This is a genomic window from Paenibacillus sp. BAC0078, from assembly GCF_054483875.1.
On record NZ_JBTLRW010000013.1, the window covers coordinates 1 to 17,823 of the forward strand.

At 50.6% G+C, this 17,823-nt stretch carries 22 protein-coding genes and 1 rRNA gene; 3 read left to right on the forward strand and 20 right to left on the reverse strand.

The window, feature by feature from the left end; translation table 11 throughout:
* Both ACX1DY_RS21510 and ACX1DY_RS21515 read right to left on the reverse strand, forming a co-directional pair.
* A 16S ribosomal RNA gene (locus tag ACX1DY_RS21510) occupies nt 1-301 on the reverse strand; the annotation flags it as partial.
* A gap of 402 nt (nt 302-703) precedes the next feature.
* Complete coding sequence (locus tag ACX1DY_RS21515) at nt 704-1,579, reverse strand: nucleotidyltransferase-like protein (RefSeq protein WP_458966253.1); 876 nt, start codon at nt 1,577-1,579, stop codon at nt 704-706.
* Between the two features lie 129 nt (nt 1,580-1,708).
* Between ACX1DY_RS21515 and ACX1DY_RS21520 the strand changes: the two genes are divergently transcribed.
* A complete protein-coding gene (locus ACX1DY_RS21520) occupies nt 1,709-2,074 on the forward strand; it encodes a DUF2614 family zinc ribbon-containing protein (RefSeq protein ID WP_458966254.1) in 366 nt (121 codons plus the stop codon).
* Nucleotides 2,075-2,209: 135 nt separating this feature from the next.
* Here ACX1DY_RS21520 and ACX1DY_RS21525 read toward each other — a convergent pair whose 3' ends face one another.
* The 18 genes from ACX1DY_RS21525 to uptA form a co-directional block, all read right to left on the reverse strand.
* The gene (locus tag ACX1DY_RS21525; protein WP_458966255.1) at nt 2,210-3,931 is read right to left on the reverse strand and encodes a glycosyl hydrolase family 18 protein; all 1,722 of its coding nucleotides are present in this window, start codon (nt 3,929-3,931) and stop codon (nt 2,210-2,212) included.
* A gap of 236 nt (nt 3,932-4,167) precedes the next feature.
* A complete protein-coding gene (gene perR / locus ACX1DY_RS21530; protein ID WP_458966256.1) occupies nt 4,168-4,599 on the reverse strand; it encodes a peroxide-responsive transcriptional repressor PerR in 432 nt (143 codons plus the stop codon).
* A gap of 126 nt (nt 4,600-4,725) precedes the next feature.
* The gene (locus tag ACX1DY_RS21535; RefSeq protein WP_458966257.1) at nt 4,726-6,588 is read right to left on the reverse strand and encodes a DUF4097 family beta strand repeat-containing protein; all 1,863 of its coding nucleotides are present in this window, start codon (nt 6,586-6,588) and stop codon (nt 4,726-4,728) included.
* A gap of 41 nt (nt 6,589-6,629) precedes the next feature.
* The gene (locus ACX1DY_RS21540; RefSeq protein ID WP_458966258.1) at nt 6,630-7,100 is read right to left on the reverse strand and encodes a GNAT family N-acetyltransferase; all 471 of its coding nucleotides are present in this window, start codon (nt 7,098-7,100) and stop codon (nt 6,630-6,632) included.
* Between the two features lie 93 nt (nt 7,101-7,193).
* Nucleotides 7,194-8,627 carry an Asp-tRNA(Asn)/Glu-tRNA(Gln) amidotransferase subunit GatB gene (gatB, locus tag ACX1DY_RS21545; protein ID WP_458966259.1) on the reverse strand — a complete coding sequence of 478 codons (1,434 nt, stop codon included), beginning with the start codon at nt 8,625-8,627 and terminating at the stop codon, nt 7,194-7,196.
* A gap of 64 nt (nt 8,628-8,691) precedes the next feature.
* The gene (gene gatA / locus ACX1DY_RS21550; RefSeq protein ID WP_458966376.1) at nt 8,692-10,149 is read right to left on the reverse strand and encodes an Asp-tRNA(Asn)/Glu-tRNA(Gln) amidotransferase subunit GatA; all 1,458 of its coding nucleotides are present in this window, start codon (nt 10,147-10,149) and stop codon (nt 8,692-8,694) included.
* Between the two features lie 23 nt (nt 10,150-10,172).
* Complete coding sequence (gatC, locus tag ACX1DY_RS21555) at nt 10,173-10,460, reverse strand: Asp-tRNA(Asn)/Glu-tRNA(Gln) amidotransferase subunit GatC (protein ID WP_458966260.1); 288 nt, start codon at nt 10,458-10,460, stop codon at nt 10,173-10,175.
* Between the two features lie 328 nt (nt 10,461-10,788).
* Nucleotides 10,789-11,172: an ATPase gene (locus ACX1DY_RS21560; protein ID WP_458966261.1), complete on the reverse strand. Its 384-nt coding sequence runs from the start codon at nt 11,170-11,172 to the stop codon at nt 10,789-10,791.
* 155 nt (nt 11,173-11,327) lie between these two features.
* Nucleotides 11,328-12,101, reverse strand: a complete 774-nt coding sequence (locus ACX1DY_RS21565) for an ABC transporter permease (protein ID WP_458966262.1) — start codon at nt 12,099-12,101, stop codon at nt 11,328-11,330.
* Nucleotides 12,098-13,012 (reverse strand): ABC transporter ATP-binding protein, encoded by a 915-nt coding sequence (locus ACX1DY_RS21570; protein WP_458966263.1) that lies wholly within the window; start codon nt 13,010-13,012, stop codon nt 12,098-12,100. Before ACX1DY_RS21570 ends, ACX1DY_RS21565 begins: the two co-directional genes overlap by 4 nt.
* A complete protein-coding gene (locus tag ACX1DY_RS21575) occupies nt 13,012-13,215 on the reverse strand; it encodes a PLD nuclease N-terminal domain-containing protein (protein WP_458966264.1) in 204 nt (67 codons plus the stop codon). Before ACX1DY_RS21575 ends, ACX1DY_RS21570 begins: the two co-directional genes overlap by 1 nt.
* Nucleotides 13,216-13,251: 36 nt before the next feature.
* On the reverse strand, nt 13,252-13,473 hold the full coding sequence (locus tag ACX1DY_RS21580; protein WP_458966265.1) for a hypothetical protein: 222 nt from the start codon (nt 13,471-13,473) through the stop codon (nt 13,252-13,254).
* On the reverse strand, nt 13,470-13,796 hold the full coding sequence (locus ACX1DY_RS21585; RefSeq protein ID WP_458966266.1) for a DUF5345 family protein: 327 nt from the start codon (nt 13,794-13,796) through the stop codon (nt 13,470-13,472). Before ACX1DY_RS21585 ends, ACX1DY_RS21580 begins: the two co-directional genes overlap by 4 nt.
* Nucleotides 13,786-14,319, reverse strand: coding sequence for an RNA polymerase sigma factor SigY (sigY, locus tag ACX1DY_RS21590; protein WP_458966267.1), 534 nt, complete (start codon nt 14,317-14,319; stop codon nt 13,786-13,788). Before sigY ends, ACX1DY_RS21585 begins: the two co-directional genes overlap by 11 nt.
* Before the next feature lie 60 nt (nt 14,320-14,379).
* A complete protein-coding gene (locus ACX1DY_RS21595) occupies nt 14,380-14,559 on the reverse strand; it encodes a hypothetical protein (protein WP_458966268.1) in 180 nt (59 codons plus the stop codon).
* 193 nt (nt 14,560-14,752) lie between these two features.
* Nucleotides 14,753-15,382: an MBL fold metallo-hydrolase gene (locus ACX1DY_RS21600; RefSeq protein WP_458966269.1), complete on the reverse strand. Its 630-nt coding sequence runs from the start codon at nt 15,380-15,382 to the stop codon at nt 14,753-14,755.
* A gap of 6 nt (nt 15,383-15,388) precedes the next feature.
* On the reverse strand, nt 15,389-15,955 hold the full coding sequence (locus tag ACX1DY_RS21605) for a thioredoxin family protein (protein WP_458966270.1): 567 nt from the start codon (nt 15,953-15,955) through the stop codon (nt 15,389-15,391).
* Nucleotides 15,952-16,566 (reverse strand): undecaprenyl phosphate transporter UptA, encoded by a 615-nt coding sequence (uptA, locus tag ACX1DY_RS21610; RefSeq protein WP_458966271.1) that lies wholly within the window; start codon nt 16,564-16,566, stop codon nt 15,952-15,954. Before uptA ends, ACX1DY_RS21605 begins: the two co-directional genes overlap by 4 nt.
* Before the next feature lie 232 nt (nt 16,567-16,798).
* Here uptA and ACX1DY_RS21615 point away from each other — a divergent pair, with 232 nt between their 5' ends.
* Together ACX1DY_RS21615 and ACX1DY_RS21620 are read left to right on the forward strand one after the other, a co-directional pair.
* On the forward strand, nt 16,799-17,131 hold the full coding sequence (locus ACX1DY_RS21615; protein ID WP_458966272.1) for an autorepressor SdpR family transcription factor: 333 nt from the start codon (nt 16,799-16,801) through the stop codon (nt 17,129-17,131).
* Between the two features lie 5 nt (nt 17,132-17,136).
* Nucleotides 17,137-17,790 (forward strand): SdpI family protein, encoded by a 654-nt coding sequence (locus tag ACX1DY_RS21620; RefSeq protein ID WP_458966273.1) that lies wholly within the window; start codon nt 17,137-17,139, stop codon nt 17,788-17,790.
* The last annotated feature ends 33 nt before the right edge of the window (nt 17,791-17,823 follow it).

Below are 17,823 nucleotides of genomic sequence, written 5' to 3' on the forward strand. Positions count from 1 at the left end.
CTCAGGTCGGCTACGCATCGTCGCCTTGGTGGGCCGTTACCCCACCAACTAGCTAATGCGCCGCAGGCCCATCCTCTAGTAGCAGATTGCTCCGCCTTTCATCCTTCCTTCAGGAGAAGGAAGGAATTATCCGGTATTAGCTACCGTTTCCGGTAGTTATCCCAGTCTACAGGGTAGGTTGCCTACGTGTTACTCACCCGTCCGCCGCTAAGCTTATCCCGAAGGATAAGCTCCGCTCGACTTGCATGTATTAGGCACGCCGCCAGCGTTCGTCCTGAGCCAGGATCAAACTCTCCAAATTGGTATTTAGAAAGAGCGATTCGCTCATTTTGAAACATCTGACGAGAATTAAAATTCTCATTTTGGAAGTCACTTGCGTGATTTCCGATACTCACTCGTTGTTCAGTTTTCAAAGATCAAGTTCTCGTTTTTCTCCATCGTTGCTTGTCAGCAGCGACCTTTATAATATATCACAGCGCCCTCGTTTTAGTCAACCGTTTTTTTAATTTCTTTTTTTCGACTGTCTGCCGCTTGCTTTGCAGCATATTGATGCGTCAGAGGGACGAGTTATAATGTAACACAACAACAATAGAAGAGTCAACAATAAATATTCCCTGATCTTCGCGGTTCATTCAGGACCAAAGACAAACAAAAAAAGAGAGCATACAGCCTCTCCTTATCCCAGTATTTATTCTCTTTATATTTATATAGTGTAGCGGACCGTATGTCCATCTCCGGCATCCTCTGCCCAGAAGGCGATTGTCCTTATCAGTGAACGTGATTCCAGCTTGCGTAACACCAGAGGCAGCTCTGCACCCAGTTGACTACAGCCGGTATGCTGAAGCAGTTCTTTTATACTCCAGGGCTCTTTGCGGCTGTTCAGAATGTTGAGCAGCATAGCGCAACAATCAGACATTTTGGACATCAGTGCAAATTCACATGCCAGCAAAATCAGTTCCACTCTCTGATCCAGGGTCTCTGTACTTACGGTCAGTTCTTCATACAGCTTATGGACGGACGAATTGAGACCTTTAACTTGCTCCCATACTGCCGGGTCAGGAAAATATCCAGCTTCACCGACTTCTATCCGCGCCCAATGATACAAAGCGATCAACACACAATTATAGGCATCCATGGTACAGCCGGCTTCGAGGTATCGTTTTGATTTTACGTACATATGCAGGAACCTGGAAAACTCAGTAAACAGTACCCGCTCCCTAAGCGGGTCTTGAAACTGCAGGATCTCCCGGCGCATTTCTCCGAGGACTCCCTTGGCGTCCCAAATAACTTCCCCCGCCATCAGACTAGTGAGAAGCTCATTGTTATCCCCGGCCATTACAGCCCTTTCTAACGCATCCAGGCCTACATGCAACGTCTGTGTACGTCTCTCACCTGCAATAGTATGGGTAATAATACGTTCCTCTTCTTGCTCCTCATGCACCATCAGTACCACCATATCAAAATCATGGAGAAGCGCACTCTGAAACGGGGCATTGCCCTCCTGCCGCAAAGCGATTGCTCCCAAAATGTTATCATCAAACGTTTCTCCACTAAATAAAGTCAAATTAGACAGTTCCATGCTTCCCTCCATCAAATTTGGCGATTTTGCATCCGTCAGTTATAATTCTCTTAATTAATTAATATTCTACATATTCATATCAGTTCCTCCTGAACAACCGAACTATATTTCAGTTAGGAGCAAATACTCATGAAGTTTAAAACGGCAAAAATCAATGTTTTTCGCACATGGGGACTATTGCTTACCATGCTCGGAATGGGGCTTATGATTCTAGGAACAGCAGGAATCGTGTTCTGGGGTTCGGCAGGCAAAGTGGTTGCCGCAATAGGACTTGTCATTGGGCTCATCTCCATGATGGCCAGTCTGGCTATTTATTTTTGGGCGGGGATGATGTCAACGAGCGCTGTGCAGGTGGAATGCCCGGAGTGCCATAAGCTGACCAAAATACTCGGCAAAACCGACCGCTGCATGTTCTGCCATACCATGCTCACCATGGACCCGGAGCAGGCAACAATTACCGCAGAGCAGCTTGAAAGCCAGCAGCTTAAGCACTAAACATCCGCAAATGCCGCAGAACATGAATCCTCTTCTTAGTATTTACTCCTTCACTGAATTGCTGCTGAATGAAAGTATAAAAATAAGGAGGCTCCCGGAATGGGGCCTCTTTATTATGATTATGCTGATGCCAAGCTACTGATTAATCTCTTGTAAAACCTCCCAAGCCTCCTGGCTTGCGAAACTTCGGTTCCAGGACCCTACGCCGCCCAGCTTTAAGGACTTGGCCAGTTCAACTCTCGCTTTAAGGGAGAGCGTGTCTTCAATCCATATTTTGCGCAGGACACCGTCCTCTTTGTACTCCACATAATTCTGTCCCGCATCCTTATCCAGTGTAGGCGTGAGCTTTTTCTCAGAAATAATGTCCTTCACAGCCTTCATGCCGACCGCCTTGGAGCTTACTTTCGTTTTGCCGTCCGCTGTGGTCTCCGACCAGATTCGAGTGTAGAGAGGTACGCCCAGAACTAGCTTCTCCGCGGGAACATCATCCTCTTCGAGGATGCGGTTTATAGAACTCTCCACCCAAGGGAGCGAAGCAACAGAGCCTGCGGTGGGGCTGGAAGCCCAATGCTCATCGTAAGCCATGACAATCATAAAATCCACCACTTCTCCAAGCGCCCGCCGGTCGAGAAAGAGCGACCACATTTCGCTTTTGGATTTTGGGGTTACATCAATAGAGACAATGAGGTTTTTGGCTTGGGCCATAGGCTTCAGCTCACGCATGAACTGCGTAACATTATCTCCATCCTTGGTATAGACGTTCTCAAAGTCGATATTAATTCCATCCAGACCGTATAAATCAGCATACTCCAGCATCTGAACGATAGCATTCATCCGTTTCTCATAGCTCGATAAAGCCTGGGTGGTGAGATCGGCCTCAAAGCTGTTGGTCAGCACTCCCCAAACCTCCATGCCCTGATTATGAGCCCACTGCACATAGGCGCTGTCCGCCTGACTCCGCACGTTGCCCTTCACATCAACGATCTTGAACCAGGTGGGACTGGCGACATTGACTCCCGGAAACTCACCAAATTTAGCCGGGTTAGGCTTACGTTCGTATACGGCTTCCCAGAATAGATTGACGGGTTTTCCTTTCCAGCTACGTTCCGCGCGCGAGGGTACTATCGGTTTCTTTTCCACTGTTTTCTGACCGTTCTCGATAATATCGCTTGCTTTGATATAACCCGTAATGCCACTGCTCGTCTGCACATACAGCCAGTCAGCATTGTCTGCGTTCCAGATCTTTACACCTGTTCCCGGAGACATATCAGCAAGAATCGGAGCATGAACTGTAGCCCTGCTGCGCAAAGCCCTTGTCCTATCCCCCTTGTCGCCCTTCACCTTGCCCAGTGGTACGGTTTCTCCGGCACTCATCAGCAGCACAGCCCCGGTGTCGGTATCCTCTTCCACCTCAAAACCGTACAAATTCTCCAAGATGTCCGCTGGGAGGTAGGTTATCCCCTTCTTTTCTTCAGGTGCCAGACGGAGCTGGAGCGGCTTATTATTCAAGCTGGCAGCAGTTGAATCCTCTTGCATATATAAAAGTTCTTTGTCTGTCGATAAAATGACTGATTTCGTCTCTTCCTCATAACGGATGGATGCATCCACATATTTCTGCAGCAGCGGAAGCGGTAAAAGCAGCTTATCTCCTGTGCCTGATGCGGAATATCCCGTAAGCTCTCCTTTGACGAAAACAGGCTGTTTCAGCCCTTTCCAGTCAGGATCGGTATGAAAACGGTTAGGCAATACATCATATACAACCCAATAGGCTGCGGCAGCTATAATGACCAGTCCCAATAAACGGCGAAAAAGACTTCCGCGCTTCCGGGTGCGTCTTTGTCTCTGTCTTCTGTTCAAAATGTACCTCCAAATAAATGGCTGAATTTGACTGCGGGGATAATCAATCTTAAGTATACGCTATACAAAGCTGTTTGGTTGCGCAAAAATACTTGAAGGTTTGTCTTTTTCTGATAGATTTCAAGAAGGAGATATTCCGCTCATGGAGCAAATGCAAAAAAAACGTGAGGCCTCCGCTTCTGGATTCCGCACGTTATTCATGCTATATTATACCTTCTGATCCTTGTCATAATATATCAATGCTGCTTCTCGCTGCAGCACTTGCAAACCCCATACAGTTCCATACGCAGGCCATGAATTTTGAACCCCGTATCCTGCTCGGCACGCTGCTCTACCTCATGGAGCGAAGGATAACTGAAATCCTCAATCTTGCCGCACTCTTGGCAGATAACATGATAATGGTCAGACACATTGGCGTCAAATCGGCTGGAATTGTCACCATAGGTCAGCTCGCGGACCATTCCGGCTTCCATGAACATTTTCAGGTTGTTGTACACTGTTGCCACACTCATGCTCGGAAACTGCGGCTCAAGCGCACGGTAAATGTCATCTGCTGTAGGATGATTCATCGCTTCCATCAAATAAGTAAGAATCGCATGACGCTGGGGCGTAATACGGACACCGGTAGTCTTCAATTGTTCCAATGCATGCTGTACACCACTACCCATCAATGTCACCGCCTTTTAATTAGAAAACATAATAATGACTCTAATGTAATTGTAAGACCGGGCTTTCATTGTTGTCAACGGAAGCAATACATTATATTCATTATTATATAATAAAAATTACTTAATTCAATATTTCCTCACATTTAGGTTGCTGTTTCCTTCGACATGAAGCTTATATTCGCCCGTGCCTATTTCACCGGAGATGTTTTTCTTATCAATGGTCAGACTGGGGAAATCAGAGTCGATATTGCCATAGCCGCTTGAACCATCTACTGTGAAGTTCCCCAGCAAAGGCAAATACAGCTCAATATCACCCACTGCACTGTAAATATCCCAGTCTCCGCCGAAATCGGCCGAGCGTACATTAATTGTACCATTAAGGGATTCGGCATGCAGCTTCGCTCTGGCCCCATCAATACCCAGATTGCCATTTTTACTGGAAAGATCCAATTCATCTCCGCTCCCTACAGCGGTAATATTGCCAACAGCCGTCAATAGCTTCAGTGCTCCGGTAACATCCCAGGCAAACATATTTCCACCGCTTGTGGCTAGATCAACGTTTCCCTGAACGTTTCTGACACGAACATCCCCATTCAGCGTTTTGCCTTGAACATCACCGAAAATGCGGTGCAGAATCAGCTTTCCATTTCCGGTCTCTAGTGAAATATCCTTAATCGCCTCTACATTCTGCAAGGTAATGCCGCCATTCATCGTCCGTACCTCCAGATTAAACCGGCGGTCTTCGGGGACGGAAATATCTAAATCCATACGCGGCTGCCGTCTGCCGGAATCTCCGTACGCTTTGGTTTTCGGGATGATTTTGATAGTTGAGCCTTCAGTTACTTCTACAAAAGACTGTTCTGCGATCGCCTCGGCGACTGCGCTCTCCAGTTGATCCACCCATACGGTGGACGAAATCTCAATATTCTCCACTGGTGCACGATGAATCAGAATATCGCCATTGATGCCGTCGACAGTAATTTTTGAGGTGCCCAGTTCAACAGGTACAAGCAGCGGGTCCTTCACAAACTTACTTCCCTTGGCTTCGCCGTAATCTACGGCCGCTGCGGTCAAATTCAGGCTAACCCGGTTCCATAAATGCAAATAATGCTCTTGTTCAGCAACAATAAATACACTGGCCGCGAGCACAATCGCAGACAGTAGTCCGCGCAAATCCATCCGTGCACGCGTTCGTGACCTTCCCTTGACAACCCGCCCCGAGAATAAGTAAATAAGCAGGTACTCCAGTCCCCAGAGCACGGCTATAATCGGCCACCATTTGAGCAGCAGCAGCATATTGTCGGTTCCGTTTCTCCAATCCAGGAACAAGAGAATACCTACCGTTATAAGCAGTATTGAGGCTGTGTATCTGCCCACCCGCCGGCTCCGCCGTTCATTGCTATCGCGCCAAAGCAGTCTCTTCGCAATCTCCCGGATACAAAGGTATACACCACAAGCGGCCAGTACCGCCGCTATTGCCACACTCGCATAATGCTCAATAAAATATTGCAGCCAGGCCGGCTTTTGCCGGAAAAGAAAGAGCAGCGCTCCGCCAAGCAGCAGCATAAGCCCAAACGAAATTCCCGGTTCACTGACCAAACGGCGCCGTTTTCTCTTCGAAGACAGAAGCGGCTGCGATTCAGGATCTTGTTCCACAGGCAAACGCAGAAGGCGGTCAGCGGACTGCAGCACATCGAATACATTGTAGAAATATAGCACCGGGATCATTAAAGCCAGCAAAATTAGCAGCGGCACATTAATCTGCATGCCTATCGACGAGAAATAGAGCAGTGCGGCAATATCAAGCAAAATTATAAAAATGAAGGAGATCCCTTTACGGAGCAGTCCGAAATACAAATGCCCCGCGCCAGGGACCAGCGCCGCCAGGAGTCCGGCAATGAACTTGCGTTTGCGTCGGGGACGCCGCTTGAGGCGCGGAGGAAAAGGCGCCGCTGGAAGCTTGGCGGAATCATCTTGTTCGGTGCTCATAAGGGGACTCCTCCTTTCATCATAACTGCGGTTCCTACTCTTCAAAGTCTGCCGCTCCGGTGGAATTCAATTAGCTCGACACCGGGAGCAACCTCTTCTACCCCGACAGGCACAAAACCATGTTTTGTATAAAGTGCAACTGCCGGAGTGTTAAGCTTCCCGGTGGATACGATAAACCGGTTCCTTCCGGCATAATGGTCAAAAATAAATTCCAAAAGCTGTCCGGCCACTCCCCGGCGAAAAAAATCAGGACTCACCATCATCCGTGTAACGGTAAGCTCGCCTGGTGACTCTTCCAAGGCCGCAACGGCTCCCATTAATTCATCACTGTCATCAAAGCAGCCGTAGAAGTCCTCCTCAGACCGTCTCAGCATGTCCCTGGTCTCCAGCAGCGGCGGAATCTCATGGAACCCTATCATCTCCGCTTCCAGCCGGTAGGCCTTGTGCTGCATAATCCATAGCTCACTCAGGATGCCGTCATCCTGCAGATCCAGCTTGATTATCTTGTTCATCCGCACATTCCCCTTATATGCCGCGAAAGGCCTGCCGTTGCCGACAAGCCCTAGCGCTTATGTTCCTAAAAGTATATTATCCAAAAACCGAATCTAGCTGTTCAGCACTTCGGCCAGCAGTGTATTTACGAGCCCCGGATTGGCTTTGCCCTTGCTTTCTTTCATTACCTGTCCCACCAGGAAGCCAATTGCTTTCTGCTTGCCTGCCTTATAGTCCTCTACGGATTGCGGATTTGCGGCCACGACCGCTTCGACAATCTGCTTAATTGCACCTTCGTCGCTGATCTGTACAAGACCTTTCTCCTCAACAATTGCCGCCGGAAGCTTGCCGCTCTCCAGCATTTCCTTGAAGACAGTCTTGGCAATCTTGCTGCTGATTGTTCCGCCTGAGATCAGGCCGATCATTTCGCCCAGTCCCTGTGGTGTAATCTTCACTTGGGACAGCTCCAGTCCGCCACCGTTCAAATAGGCCAGCAAATCACCCATCATCCAGTTGGCTACAGCCTTCGCATCCTGCGTATAGGCCAAAGAGCCCTCAAAGAAATCGGCCAGCGGTTTGGAAGAGGTAAGCACACCGGCATCGTAGGCGGTGAGGCCGTATTCTTCGCTGTACCGGCTCTTCCGCGCATCCGGCAGCTCGGGAATGGTGGAGCGGATCGCTTCTTTCCAAGCATCATCAATATGCAGCACAATCAGGTCCGGGTCCGGGAAATAGCGGTAGTCGTGAGCTTCTTCCTTGCCACGCATGGATAAGGTTTTGCCTTGGGCTTCGTCCCAGCGGCGGGTCTCCTGAACCACGACGCCCCCATCATCCAAAATCTCTCCTTGGCGGAATTGCTCATATTCCAGACCGCGCAGAACGCCGCGAAAGGAGTTCATGTTCTTCAGCTCGGCGCGGATTCCAAACTCTTCCTGGCCTTCCGGCCGCAGGCTGATGTTGGCGTCGCAGCGCATGGAGCCCTCTTCCATCTTCACATCGGATACGTCGCAGTACTGCATAATCGCCCGGATTTTCTCCAGATAGGCGCGGGCCTCCTCGGGCGAGCGCAAATCCGGCTCGGAGACGATTTCGATCAGCGGTGTTCCCACACGGTTGAAATCGACCAGTGAAGCAAAACCGCCATCCACATGGGTCAGCTTGCCGGCGTCTTCTTCCAGATGAAGCCGGGTGATGCCGATCCGTTTGGTCTCTCCGTTCACTTCGATATCTATCCAACCGTTCAGGCCAATCGGCTGATCATATTGCGAAATCTGATAGGCCTTCGGGGAGTCAGGATAAAAGTAGTTTTTGCGGTCGAATTTGCTGACATCACCGATTGTGCAGTTCAGCGCCATAGCCGCTTTCATGGCATATTCCACAGCCTGGCGGTTCAGTACCGGCAGCACGCCGGGATGGCCCAGACACACAGGGCAGGTATGTGTATTAGGCGGAGCACCGAATTCCGTGGAGCAGCCGCAAAAGATTTTGGACTTGGTATGAAGCTCCACATGAACTTCCAGCCCGATGACCGTTTCGTATTTAGCCATATCTATTCTCATTCCCTTAAAAGTTTTGTGAGTATATGCTCCAGTGAGCACTTCCGGGCAAAACCTACAGCTTCGGAGATTCCTTGTGGTAATCCGTATTCTGTTCAAAAGCATGCGCGACGCGCAGAATTGTACGCTCGTCAAATTCTTTGCCGATAATCTGCAGGCCAACAGGCAGCCCTTCGGCAAAGCCGCATGGAATGCTGACGGCTGGAATACCGGCAAGGCTGACCGGAATGGTCAAGATATCATTCAGATACATCGTCAGCGGATCTTCCGTCTGCGAGCCCAGCTTGAAGGCTGTGGTTGGCGCAGTTGGTCCAATGACCACATCATATTTTGTAAAGACTTCGTCGAAGTCCTGCTTAATCAATGTGCGCACCTTCTGCGCCTTCAAATAGTAAGCGTCATAATAGCCGGAGCTAAGAGCATAGGTGCCGAGCATAATCCGGCGCTTAACCTCGGGTCCAAAGCCCTGGCTGCGGGAATTATGGTACAGATTAAGTAGACCTCCTCCATCATCCACGCGCACACCGTAACGCACACCGTCAAAGCGGGCAAGATTGGAGGAAGCTTCGGAAGAAGCGAGCAGATAATAGGCCGCTACCGCATATTCAGTATGCGGCAGAGAGACCTCTTCCCACACTGCGCCAAGGCCTTCCAGCACTTTCAGTGCGGACAATACCTTTTCGCGGACGGAAGCTTCTACGCCTTCACCGATATATTCCTTCGGCACAGCAATACGCAGGCCGGAGATATCGCCAGTAAGGGCGCTAAGGTAATCGGGAACCTCCACTTTGGCTGAAGTGGAATCCTGAGCGTCATAGCCGGAAATGGCCTGCAGCACATAAGCTGAGTCTTCCACGTTTCTTGTAATCGGGCCAATCTGATCCAGCGATGAGGCAAATGCTACCAAGCCATAACGCGACACCAGGCCATACGTAGGCTTAAGGCCGACTACTCCGCAATACGAAGCGGGCTGACGGATGGAACCACCGGTATCGGAGCCAAGAGCGAACAATACTTCTCCGGCAGCCACTGCTGCCGCCGATCCGCCGCTGGAGCCGCCAGGCACACGTTCCAAATCCCAAGGGTTGCGCACTGGGCCGAAGGAAGAATTCTCATTGGAGCCGCCCATGGCGAACTCGTCCATGTTCAGCTTGCCGATGGTAACAGCATCTGCCTGACGCAGCTTGGAAACTACAGTGGCATCATAAATCGGCTGGAAATTGGAGAGGAATTGACTGGCGCAGGTTGTGCGCAGCCCTTTGGTAACAATATTATCCTTAATTCCAGCCGGAAGGCCAAACAGCAGGCCGCGGGCTGCGCCGGAAGCCAGCTTGTCATCCAATGCGCGTGCCGAAGCACGGGCCCCCTCTTCATTTAAAGTCAAAAATGCATGCACCTTCCCATCATGCTCCGCGATGGTTGCCAGTGATTGTTCGGTCAGCTCACTGACTGAAGTCTCTTTGCTGTGCAGCATATTATGTAATTCAGGCAATCGATATTGAAACAGGCTCAACATTCTTCCTCCTTTCGCTATGGTTATTCCAAAACTGCGGGAACCTTGAAATGTCCGTCTTCAGCTTCCGGCGCATTAAGCAGCACTTCCTCTTGAGACAGACTCTCCTTCACCACATCATCTCGCATCACATTGCTGACCTGCAGCACATGGGTTGTCGGCTTCACATTCTCTGTGTCAAGCTCATTGAGTTTCTCAGCATATTGTAAAATAGCATTCATCTGTTCTGTAAAGGTTGCCTCTTCTTCCGGGCTTAATTGCAGACGGGCCAGCTTGGCCACATGCTGCACATCTTTGACCGTAATGCTCATTAGAATATCCCTCCTGTTTAAAGGGCTAAAGCGCCCGGATAACGTTTTTAATTATATTGTAGAAGCCTGTACAATTCAATGCGCTTGTGCGTTTCCTCCTAATCCGCCGCTTATGCGGCATGTTAAACTGGAGCGATCAATAGCAGCTTAGACCTTGCCAAAACAGTGAAAAGGATCATCTCTGATGCAAGCTACTGAATGCATGAACTGTTATTGTACAAAAAGCAGAAACGGCTTCGCCGTCCTCTGTAAGAGGCGTTAGCCGTTTCTGCGGGTAATATAAATTCCTTATATTTTTAGAAAAAGAGCCGGCATACGCCGGCTCTTCCTAAATCCAAGCCCGAAGATTCACCTGCTTGATGAATTCCGCTTGGGACAAGCTTTCCTTAGACACTGTTTCCGTCTCTTCTGTATCCATATCCTCACCATTCATCAAATGGTGGAACAGCTTCTCATTGTGCGTAGACAAAGCATAATCAATCAACGCTTCATGCGTTGCTCTCTCAGCTTCTACTATCAGCAATTGCTCCTCCGCCTCGATGTCCTCAGCCGTAACATAGAAATTTCTGTTCGCCTGCGGGACACGGATGACATAATCAAAAGCATTGTCAGGATTGCGGTCATAAGCAATCAGGTAGCCGTAGTCTCCGATAGGAAGACTTTGCTCAAAAGCGTCCGCGACAATGACAATCTTCTCTCCTAAACGCAGCATCGTCCTACCTCCTGACTGAAATCTATCATGGTTCTGCTTGTTCCCACAGTCTACTAAAAAAAAATAGAGCTGTCCAGCAGCAGGAGGAGTGTATCTATGAAATTATGTTGAAAATATTCTGAAAATAAATAAAAAGCAGCGATTTGCGTAGTTTTTCATCCATTCGGAAATTGATTCCTGCGGATCAGCAGTGAAGCTGATGCAATGCAGAGAATAATCAGCACTCCCGCAGAAAGAACCGGACCTGGACCCGCCTTGCTGCCCTCCGTGAGGAGCTTGGTGGACAGCCCGGGAAGAGCAGCCGGCATCCAGGAGAGCTGTGCAGGGAACAAGCTGTGGGCAAGTGACATTGCCGCCGAAACCAGCAGCCCAAGAAAAGCGGCGGCTGCTCCGCGCATGCAGGAGCTGAACAGCAGTGCCAGTGAGACGGCGCACAGCAGCCAAAGGCCATACAACCCGGCTGCAGCCAATACGTCGCTCCAGGAGAGCGGACCCATCAGCTCTTCAGTATAGTAGGCGGCTCCCGCCGCCCCCAGTCCAAGAGCGATAATAAGCACGGTTAGCTGCGCGGCCCATTTGGCCGAGACGATTGCCGCCGGAGCTACCGGCTTGACCAATAACAGTTCTGCCGTACCGCTGCTCCGTTCACCAGCCAGGCTATTCATCACTCCCAATACTAGAACCAGCATGCCGATTGTTCCATATTGTCCAAGCGCTTGTGCCATAACAGCGGCTGCACCCGGCATTTCATAACCCTCAAGCAGCCCTGGAGGAACGTTGCCCGAAGCCTTGAGAATTTCCGGCATGTAATAGGTCGTGAGCGGCTGCAGAATACCAAGAATAATGAATACCGCCGGAACCCAGATCAGCTTATAGCTGCGCAGGGCCTCTATCATTTCTTTTTGGTAGAGCGTCCAGAGGTTCCTCATGACCCCACCACCTTCATAAACAAATCCTCCAGCGTCGAGGAGCCTGCTTCGAATTGCAGCAGCGGAATGCCAAGCCCCCCCGCTTCCTGCAGAATCGTACGGCGCGCCAGCTCTACATCGCTGACATTAAGAGTAGCCGATCCACCGGTGATCACGGACTGCTCAACAAACGGTCTGTGTGCAAGATCCTCCAGCCACCGAAGCGCAGCAGCTTCCGGCTCTGTTGTCAGCTTGATGACAGGAAGACTGTACTGTGAGCGGAGCCGGGAGATGGCTCCCTGCTCTGCAATTAAACCGTGATTCATAAGAATCACCTCATCACATATCTCCTCAGCATCATGCAGAACATGCGTGGAGAAAATTACTGTGGTCTCCTCGCGGATCTCCCGCAGCAGCTCCATAACCTCCCGGCGGCCGATCGGATCAAGCGCTGAGACCGGCTCGTCAAGCAGCAGCAGACGTGGCCGGTGCACCAGCGCCTGTGCCAGACCAAGCCGCTGCTTCATGCCGCCGGAATATCCGGCGATCCGGCGGCGTGCAGCATCCCGAAGGCCAACCCGTTCCAGAACAAGAGGCGCCATTGCAGCAGCCTCCTTAGCATTCAGGCCGCTCAGCTTCCCGGAGAAGACAATATATTCCTGCCCGCTCATCCAGCCGTAAAAGGCAGGGGACTGAGGCAAGTAACCAAGCGCCTTGCGGTAATCGCCGGGAGAAGCGCCGCCGTCAAAGGAGATCCGGCCCGAAGTAGGCGGCAGTAATCCCGCCAGCATACGCAGCGTAGTCGTCTTGCCGGCTCCATTCGGCCCCAGCAGAGCCACACATGTACCTGCTTCAATCTTAAAGGTGATCCCGTCTACCGAAATATGCTTGCCATAGCTCTTGCGTAAATTTGCAACCTCCAGTAGCGGCATCAGCTTTCTTTCCTTCCTATGGTGAAGTATGCGACGCTGCCCAGCAGATTGCCAAAAATCAAAATAATCACCCACAACCATTTCGGCCCCCGAACCCGCTCCGCCTTAGCCAAAGAAATCAGGCCGAGAATGGCAAGCAGAGCTTGCAGGGCCATTAGCGGCCAGATTAATCCCCATTTGATTTCGTCTATAGTTATACCCACCTTCAGATTACTTTGCCGGAGCAATGCCCCGGTTGATCAAGGTCTTCGCTTTGCTCTCCGCCGATCCGGAAGAACTACAAAAAGCAGGTAACAAAAAAGCGGAGTGGGAATACCAGTAAGTCCCCATAATCCCCAGAACCAGGCCATTCTGCCTCTGCCCCGCTTTTGCGCATTCCGAAACAGCAAGGTCCCCTGCAGCAGCAGCACCGCAGCCAAGCAAACCCACACTACAAAGGGTACATCCTGCAGCTCCTTCACTCTTCCGCATCCTCTCGTCTGCGCCAGATCCGCATTACTGCCAAACCTCCGAGAGCTGCGATTGGAAATGCCGCCTGCAGAACCCAGTACATTACCGGAGCAAAACCCAAGGCGGCCAGAACCAGACCAAGCAGGAGCAGAGCTACAAGCAAGAACATCTGCAGCTCCTTGCGGAGCTTGCGCTGCCTGCGAAGCGCTTCAGCAGCAATGAACTGCTCCATTCCCTGCAAGGAAGGCGGGGCGATGTCTTCGTATTGCGCATCCAGCCGGCTAAGCTCCGCCGACAGCTTGCGCAGCAGCTCTTCATCCTTATCATTCTTCATCCTCACTCAGCTCCTTTCGCAGTTGATTAAGACCTGCGGCCACCCGCGATTTGACTGTACCGGATGGGATCTGCAGAATGGTGCCAATCTCATCATAGCCATAGCCATAGTAATGCTTCAGCAGCACGGCCATCCGCTGGGCGGAAGGCAGGCGGGAGAGCGCATCAAGCACCTCGCTCCACTCCATATTCCGGCTCTCAAAACGCCAGCGGATAGAACGGACACCTTCCTCCTGCCTCCGCCACTGCGCTTCAAGCTTCCAGCGGCGCTTCCGGTCAATATACAGCCGGGTGGCAATGGTGATCAGCCATGAGGAAAAAGAAGAAGCACCGTTATAGAAAGAGATCTTCTCCATGCATCTGACCATGGTATCCTGCGCAAGCTCCTCTGCAAGCGAAGGGTTCATCGTTGCTTTGACCAGATATTTATACAGGAAGGTATAATGATCCCGCAGCAGCATGGCTAACGCTGAAGTATCTCCCTGCTGTGCCTGACTGATCCTCTCCAGCATTCCGTCGCTCATTGGCTCCTCCATCCACAGCTTTCATTTACACCTGTAATACGAATATGTATGGCGAATCGTTCATTCGCGGTCAGAATTATTTTGCAGCTCCCATAACCTGCGCCGCCAAGGCTGGATAGCCCCCTTGCCACCCGGAAAGCTCCAGAAGAGGCATTCCTTCTTGCAGCTCTCCTCTGAAGAAGACGCCGGCTTCCCGGCATCTTCATCTGTATGGATTTCGCGTTCAATATTATTATTCAAGCCCGTCCCCCCCATTAGCATCCCCACCTGATTCCTATATGTAAACAAAAAAAAGAACGCAAACCGGGATTATTCCACAGTCTGCGTGCTTCGCGAGGTTAAATGTTACATTTAATTAACATTATTGTAGCAACTTTGTATTCTCTTGTCCATCAGTTTTTTGCCGCTTTATGTCGACTTCCTTGATATGGAGTCACATAGGGACGTAAGGATTACGGAGCCGTTCGAAACCAATGGTCGTCCGTGGTCCATGACCGGGAAAAACCCGGACTTCTTCATCCAGCCGGTACAGCTTGCCGCGTATGGAGTCGATAAGATCGCGTTCGCGGCCGCCGGGCAGATCGGTGCGTCCCACACCCAGCTTGAACAGCACATCCCCGCAAAAGAGATCGCTGCCGCAGAGGAAGCTTACGCTTCCCGGGGAGTGTCCCGGGGTATGGAATACACGGAAGGTAAGTCCAAGCAGTTCCAGCACTTGTCCTTCCGCCAGATCATATTCGGCAGGATCTGTGCTGATAGGCGGCGTGACATCCGGCCACATCAGCGAACCGTTCAGCTTGGGACTGCTTAGCCATTCACTCTCAAGGGCATGCAGATAGACAGGGCATTTCTTGGCTTTGCGAATCTCGTCAAGACCGGCGATATGATCGAAGTGGGCATGTGTAAGCAGGACAGCCTCAATCTCCATACCTTCAATTGCGCGCAAAAGGGCGGCTGGATTGGCGCCGGGGTCGATAATTACACCACGTCCGGGATCAGCACCTGTCAGCAAGTAGGCATTGGTCTGGAGAGAACCGAGATTATAGGAACGTATATTGAGCATCGCTTGTTAAAATCCGGAGATCAGACTGCGCAGCTCTTTGGCAATTACTGCGTGTGATTCCGTTCCTTCTCCGTAGGCTTGCCCCATAGCCTTGCGTACTTCGGCGATTTTGCTGTCGTAATCGGCAGCCTCGCGGTCCGGGTTCTCACGCTTGAACGCGTTCATCAGCGATTGCACATGCTCCGGACGCGGCCCCCAGTGGCCCAGCACATAACCGCCGGTATCGGCAAAAATGACGATAGGTACGGCTCTTCCGCCCATAGTGAGGAATTCATCCATCACTTCCTGATTTTCTTCGAGTATCAGCACTTCGGTCTTGATTCCCGCCGTCTCCAGAATGCGGAATACAACCGGTACATTGCGAACAACATCGCCGCACCAATCTGCGGCCAGAATCAGCACACGCAGATCATCGCGGTGATTCAGGCTCTCAAAAAATTCGCGGTCTCCGCTGTCTTCCCAGGTGAATTGTTCATACCAGGATTCGAACGCCTGCTGATTCTTCGTCATGCCTTCAACGAACTGGCGCGGAGTCAGACCTTTACCATACTTATGGGCTACATTCTGCTTCATACTGCACTACCTTTCTTCTTGGACTTGTACCATTTGAACAGGAAGTAGATAACAATGATAGCAATAGCGCCAAGCAGCAGCTCACGGGTATACTTGGCGGCGACTTCATCAATCGTTTCCCATTTATCGCCAAGCGTATAACCCAAATATACAAAAAGCGTACTCCAAGGAATAACAGCCAGCGTAGTCAGCAGGGTGAATTTGCCCAGAGGCATGCGCGAGATCCCGGCAGGAACGGAAATAGCGTGGCGCACAACCGGGATAAAACGCGCTGTGAAGATCACCCCGGTACCGTACTTGTTGAACCATTCTTCGGAATGGTCAATATGCTTTTTCTTGATAAAAATATACTTCCCGTATTTCTCCAGCACAGGTCTGCCGCCATATCGGCCGATCCAATACACGAATATTTGGGCAATGACCCCACCGACCGTACCGAAGAGCACTGCGCCAATAAAATTAATCTGTCCCTGCGAGACCAGATAACCCCCAAAGGCCAGTACAATTTCACTAGGAATAACCTCAATCATGAGCCCGACCATAATCCCAAAGTAACCAAGACTCTGAATCCATTCAAACAATTGCGAGATCAGATCAGAAATAACGTGCAAAATGCAGCTCCTCCTCCCGTTTATTTGCGAAAATCAGCTTAATGCCGCTTCCGCTCTATGTACCCAGCTTCTCTTAGCCTATTCTAGCATATGCGGGCTTACGACTTCTACTTAAGGGAATCTGAAAAAGACAGCCCGATTAATGCGATCAGAGATTCCAATTGACAATTATTTGCTCGAATCTTATTATATATTTAGATAATTATTTAAATATCGAAAGGTCGGGTGAGCAATGAACGAATCCTTCAAGGCGCTGGCAGATCCGACGCGTAGACAGATTTTACGGCTGCTGCGGGAGAAGGACCGGACCGCCGGGGAGATTGCCGAATATTTCAACATGTCAAAACCGAGTATTTCGCATCATCTTAGCGCTCTCAAGCATGCAGGTCTCGTGCAGGACGAGCGGCAGGGGCAATTCATTCTGTATTCGTTGGATACGACCGTACTGGAAGAGGTGCTCGGCTGGTTTTTGGAGCTGACCAATACGGGACAAGCAAGCGAAGCAGAGAGCCGCACAGGTTCGGACAACAAGCGGCAGGACATTGATGAAGAACATGGAGGCTGAGCAGGATGAAGAATTTCAAATGGAAGTGGCAGGACACGCTGATTGTCATTCTGGGCGTTCTTTCGTTGGGTTACGCGCTGATCAACTATGGGAAGCTGCCCGATCAGCTCCCTGCCCAATTCAGCATCAGCGGAGAGGTCAATACTTACTGGAGCAAAGATTCGGTTATCGCCTTCTTGGGTTTTATGGGTCTAATTTTCCCTCTGGGGATGCAGTTCATACGCAATGCCGATCCGAAAAAAGAAAACTACAATAGGTTCCCAAATGCCTACAAAATGATCCGTTTGGCTATTGCGGCGGTGTTCGATGCCATGCTGGTGCTGAGTGTCGCTTACGGCTTGGATAAAAATTTTGAGGCGGGCAAATTTGCTATGGTCGCTGCAGGACTGCTGTTTATTGTAGTTGGTAATTATTTGCCGCAGATTAGAGACAATTATTTCACAGGCATCCGTACACCTTGGACGCTGTCCAGCCCGGAAGTCTGGAGGAAAACTCACCGGTTCTCCGGCAAGATGTGGGTGCTTGGCGGTCTGCTGATCGCAATGGGGGCCTTCTTGCCGAGAAGCGTGGCCGTCAGTCTGATTATTGCCGCCCTGCTGATTGTCATCTTCCCGCCAGTTGTGTATTCATGGCTGATTTCATCGCGGAGCAAGGCTTAAGAAGAAGGCGGTTCAGCCGCCTTGCGGATAGAG

Excerpts from the sequence above, each read along its gene's own strand:
- ACX1DY_RS21515 (WP_458966253.1), bottom strand. The coding sequence starts at position 1,579 with ATGGAACTGTCTAATTTGACTTTATTTAGTGGAGAAACGTTTGATGAT.
- ACX1DY_RS21520 (WP_458966254.1), top strand. The coding sequence starts at position 1,709 with ATGAAGTTTAAAACGGCAAAAATCAATGTTTTTCGCACATGGGGACTA.
- perR (WP_458966256.1), bottom strand. The coding sequence starts at position 4,599 with ATGGGTAGTGGTGTACAGCATGCATTGGAACAATTGAAGACTACCGGT.
- ACX1DY_RS21535 (WP_458966257.1), bottom strand. The coding sequence starts at position 6,588 with ATGAGCACCGAACAAGATGATTCCGCCAAGCTTCCAGCGGCGCCTTTT.
- ACX1DY_RS21540 (WP_458966258.1), bottom strand. The coding sequence starts at position 7,100 with ATGAACAAGATAATCAAGCTGGATCTGCAGGATGACGGCATCCTGAGT.
- gatB (WP_458966259.1), bottom strand. The coding sequence starts at position 8,627 with ATGGCTAAATACGAAACGGTCATCGGGCTGGAAGTTCATGTGGAGCTT.
- gatC (WP_458966260.1), bottom strand. The coding sequence starts at position 10,460 with ATGAGCATTACGGTCAAAGATGTGCAGCATGTGGCCAAGCTGGCCCGT.
- ACX1DY_RS21560 (WP_458966261.1), bottom strand. The coding sequence starts at position 11,172 with ATGCTGCGTTTAGGAGAGAAGATTGTCATTGTCGCGGACGCTTTTGAG.
- ACX1DY_RS21565 (WP_458966262.1), bottom strand. The coding sequence starts at position 12,101 with ATGAGGAACCTCTGGACGCTCTACCAAAAAGAAATGATAGAGGCCCTG.
- ACX1DY_RS21570 (WP_458966263.1), bottom strand. The coding sequence starts at position 13,012 with ATGCCGCTACTGGAGGTTGCAAATTTACGCAAGAGCTATGGCAAGCAT.
- ACX1DY_RS21585 (WP_458966266.1), bottom strand. The coding sequence starts at position 13,796 with ATGAAGAATGATAAGGATGAAGAGCTGCTGCGCAAGCTGTCGGCGGAG.
- sigY (WP_458966267.1), bottom strand. The coding sequence starts at position 14,319 with ATGAGCGACGGAATGCTGGAGAGGATCAGTCAGGCACAGCAGGGAGAT.
- ACX1DY_RS21600 (WP_458966269.1), bottom strand. The coding sequence starts at position 15,382 with ATGCTCAATATACGTTCCTATAATCTCGGTTCTCTCCAGACCAATGCC.
- ACX1DY_RS21605 (WP_458966270.1), bottom strand. The coding sequence starts at position 15,955 with ATGAAGCAGAATGTAGCCCATAAGTATGGTAAAGGTCTGACTCCGCGC.
- ACX1DY_RS21615 (WP_458966272.1), top strand. The coding sequence starts at position 16,799 with ATGAACGAATCCTTCAAGGCGCTGGCAGATCCGACGCGTAGACAGATT.
- ACX1DY_RS21620 (WP_458966273.1), top strand. The coding sequence starts at position 17,137 with ATGAAGAATTTCAAATGGAAGTGGCAGGACACGCTGATTGTCATTCTG.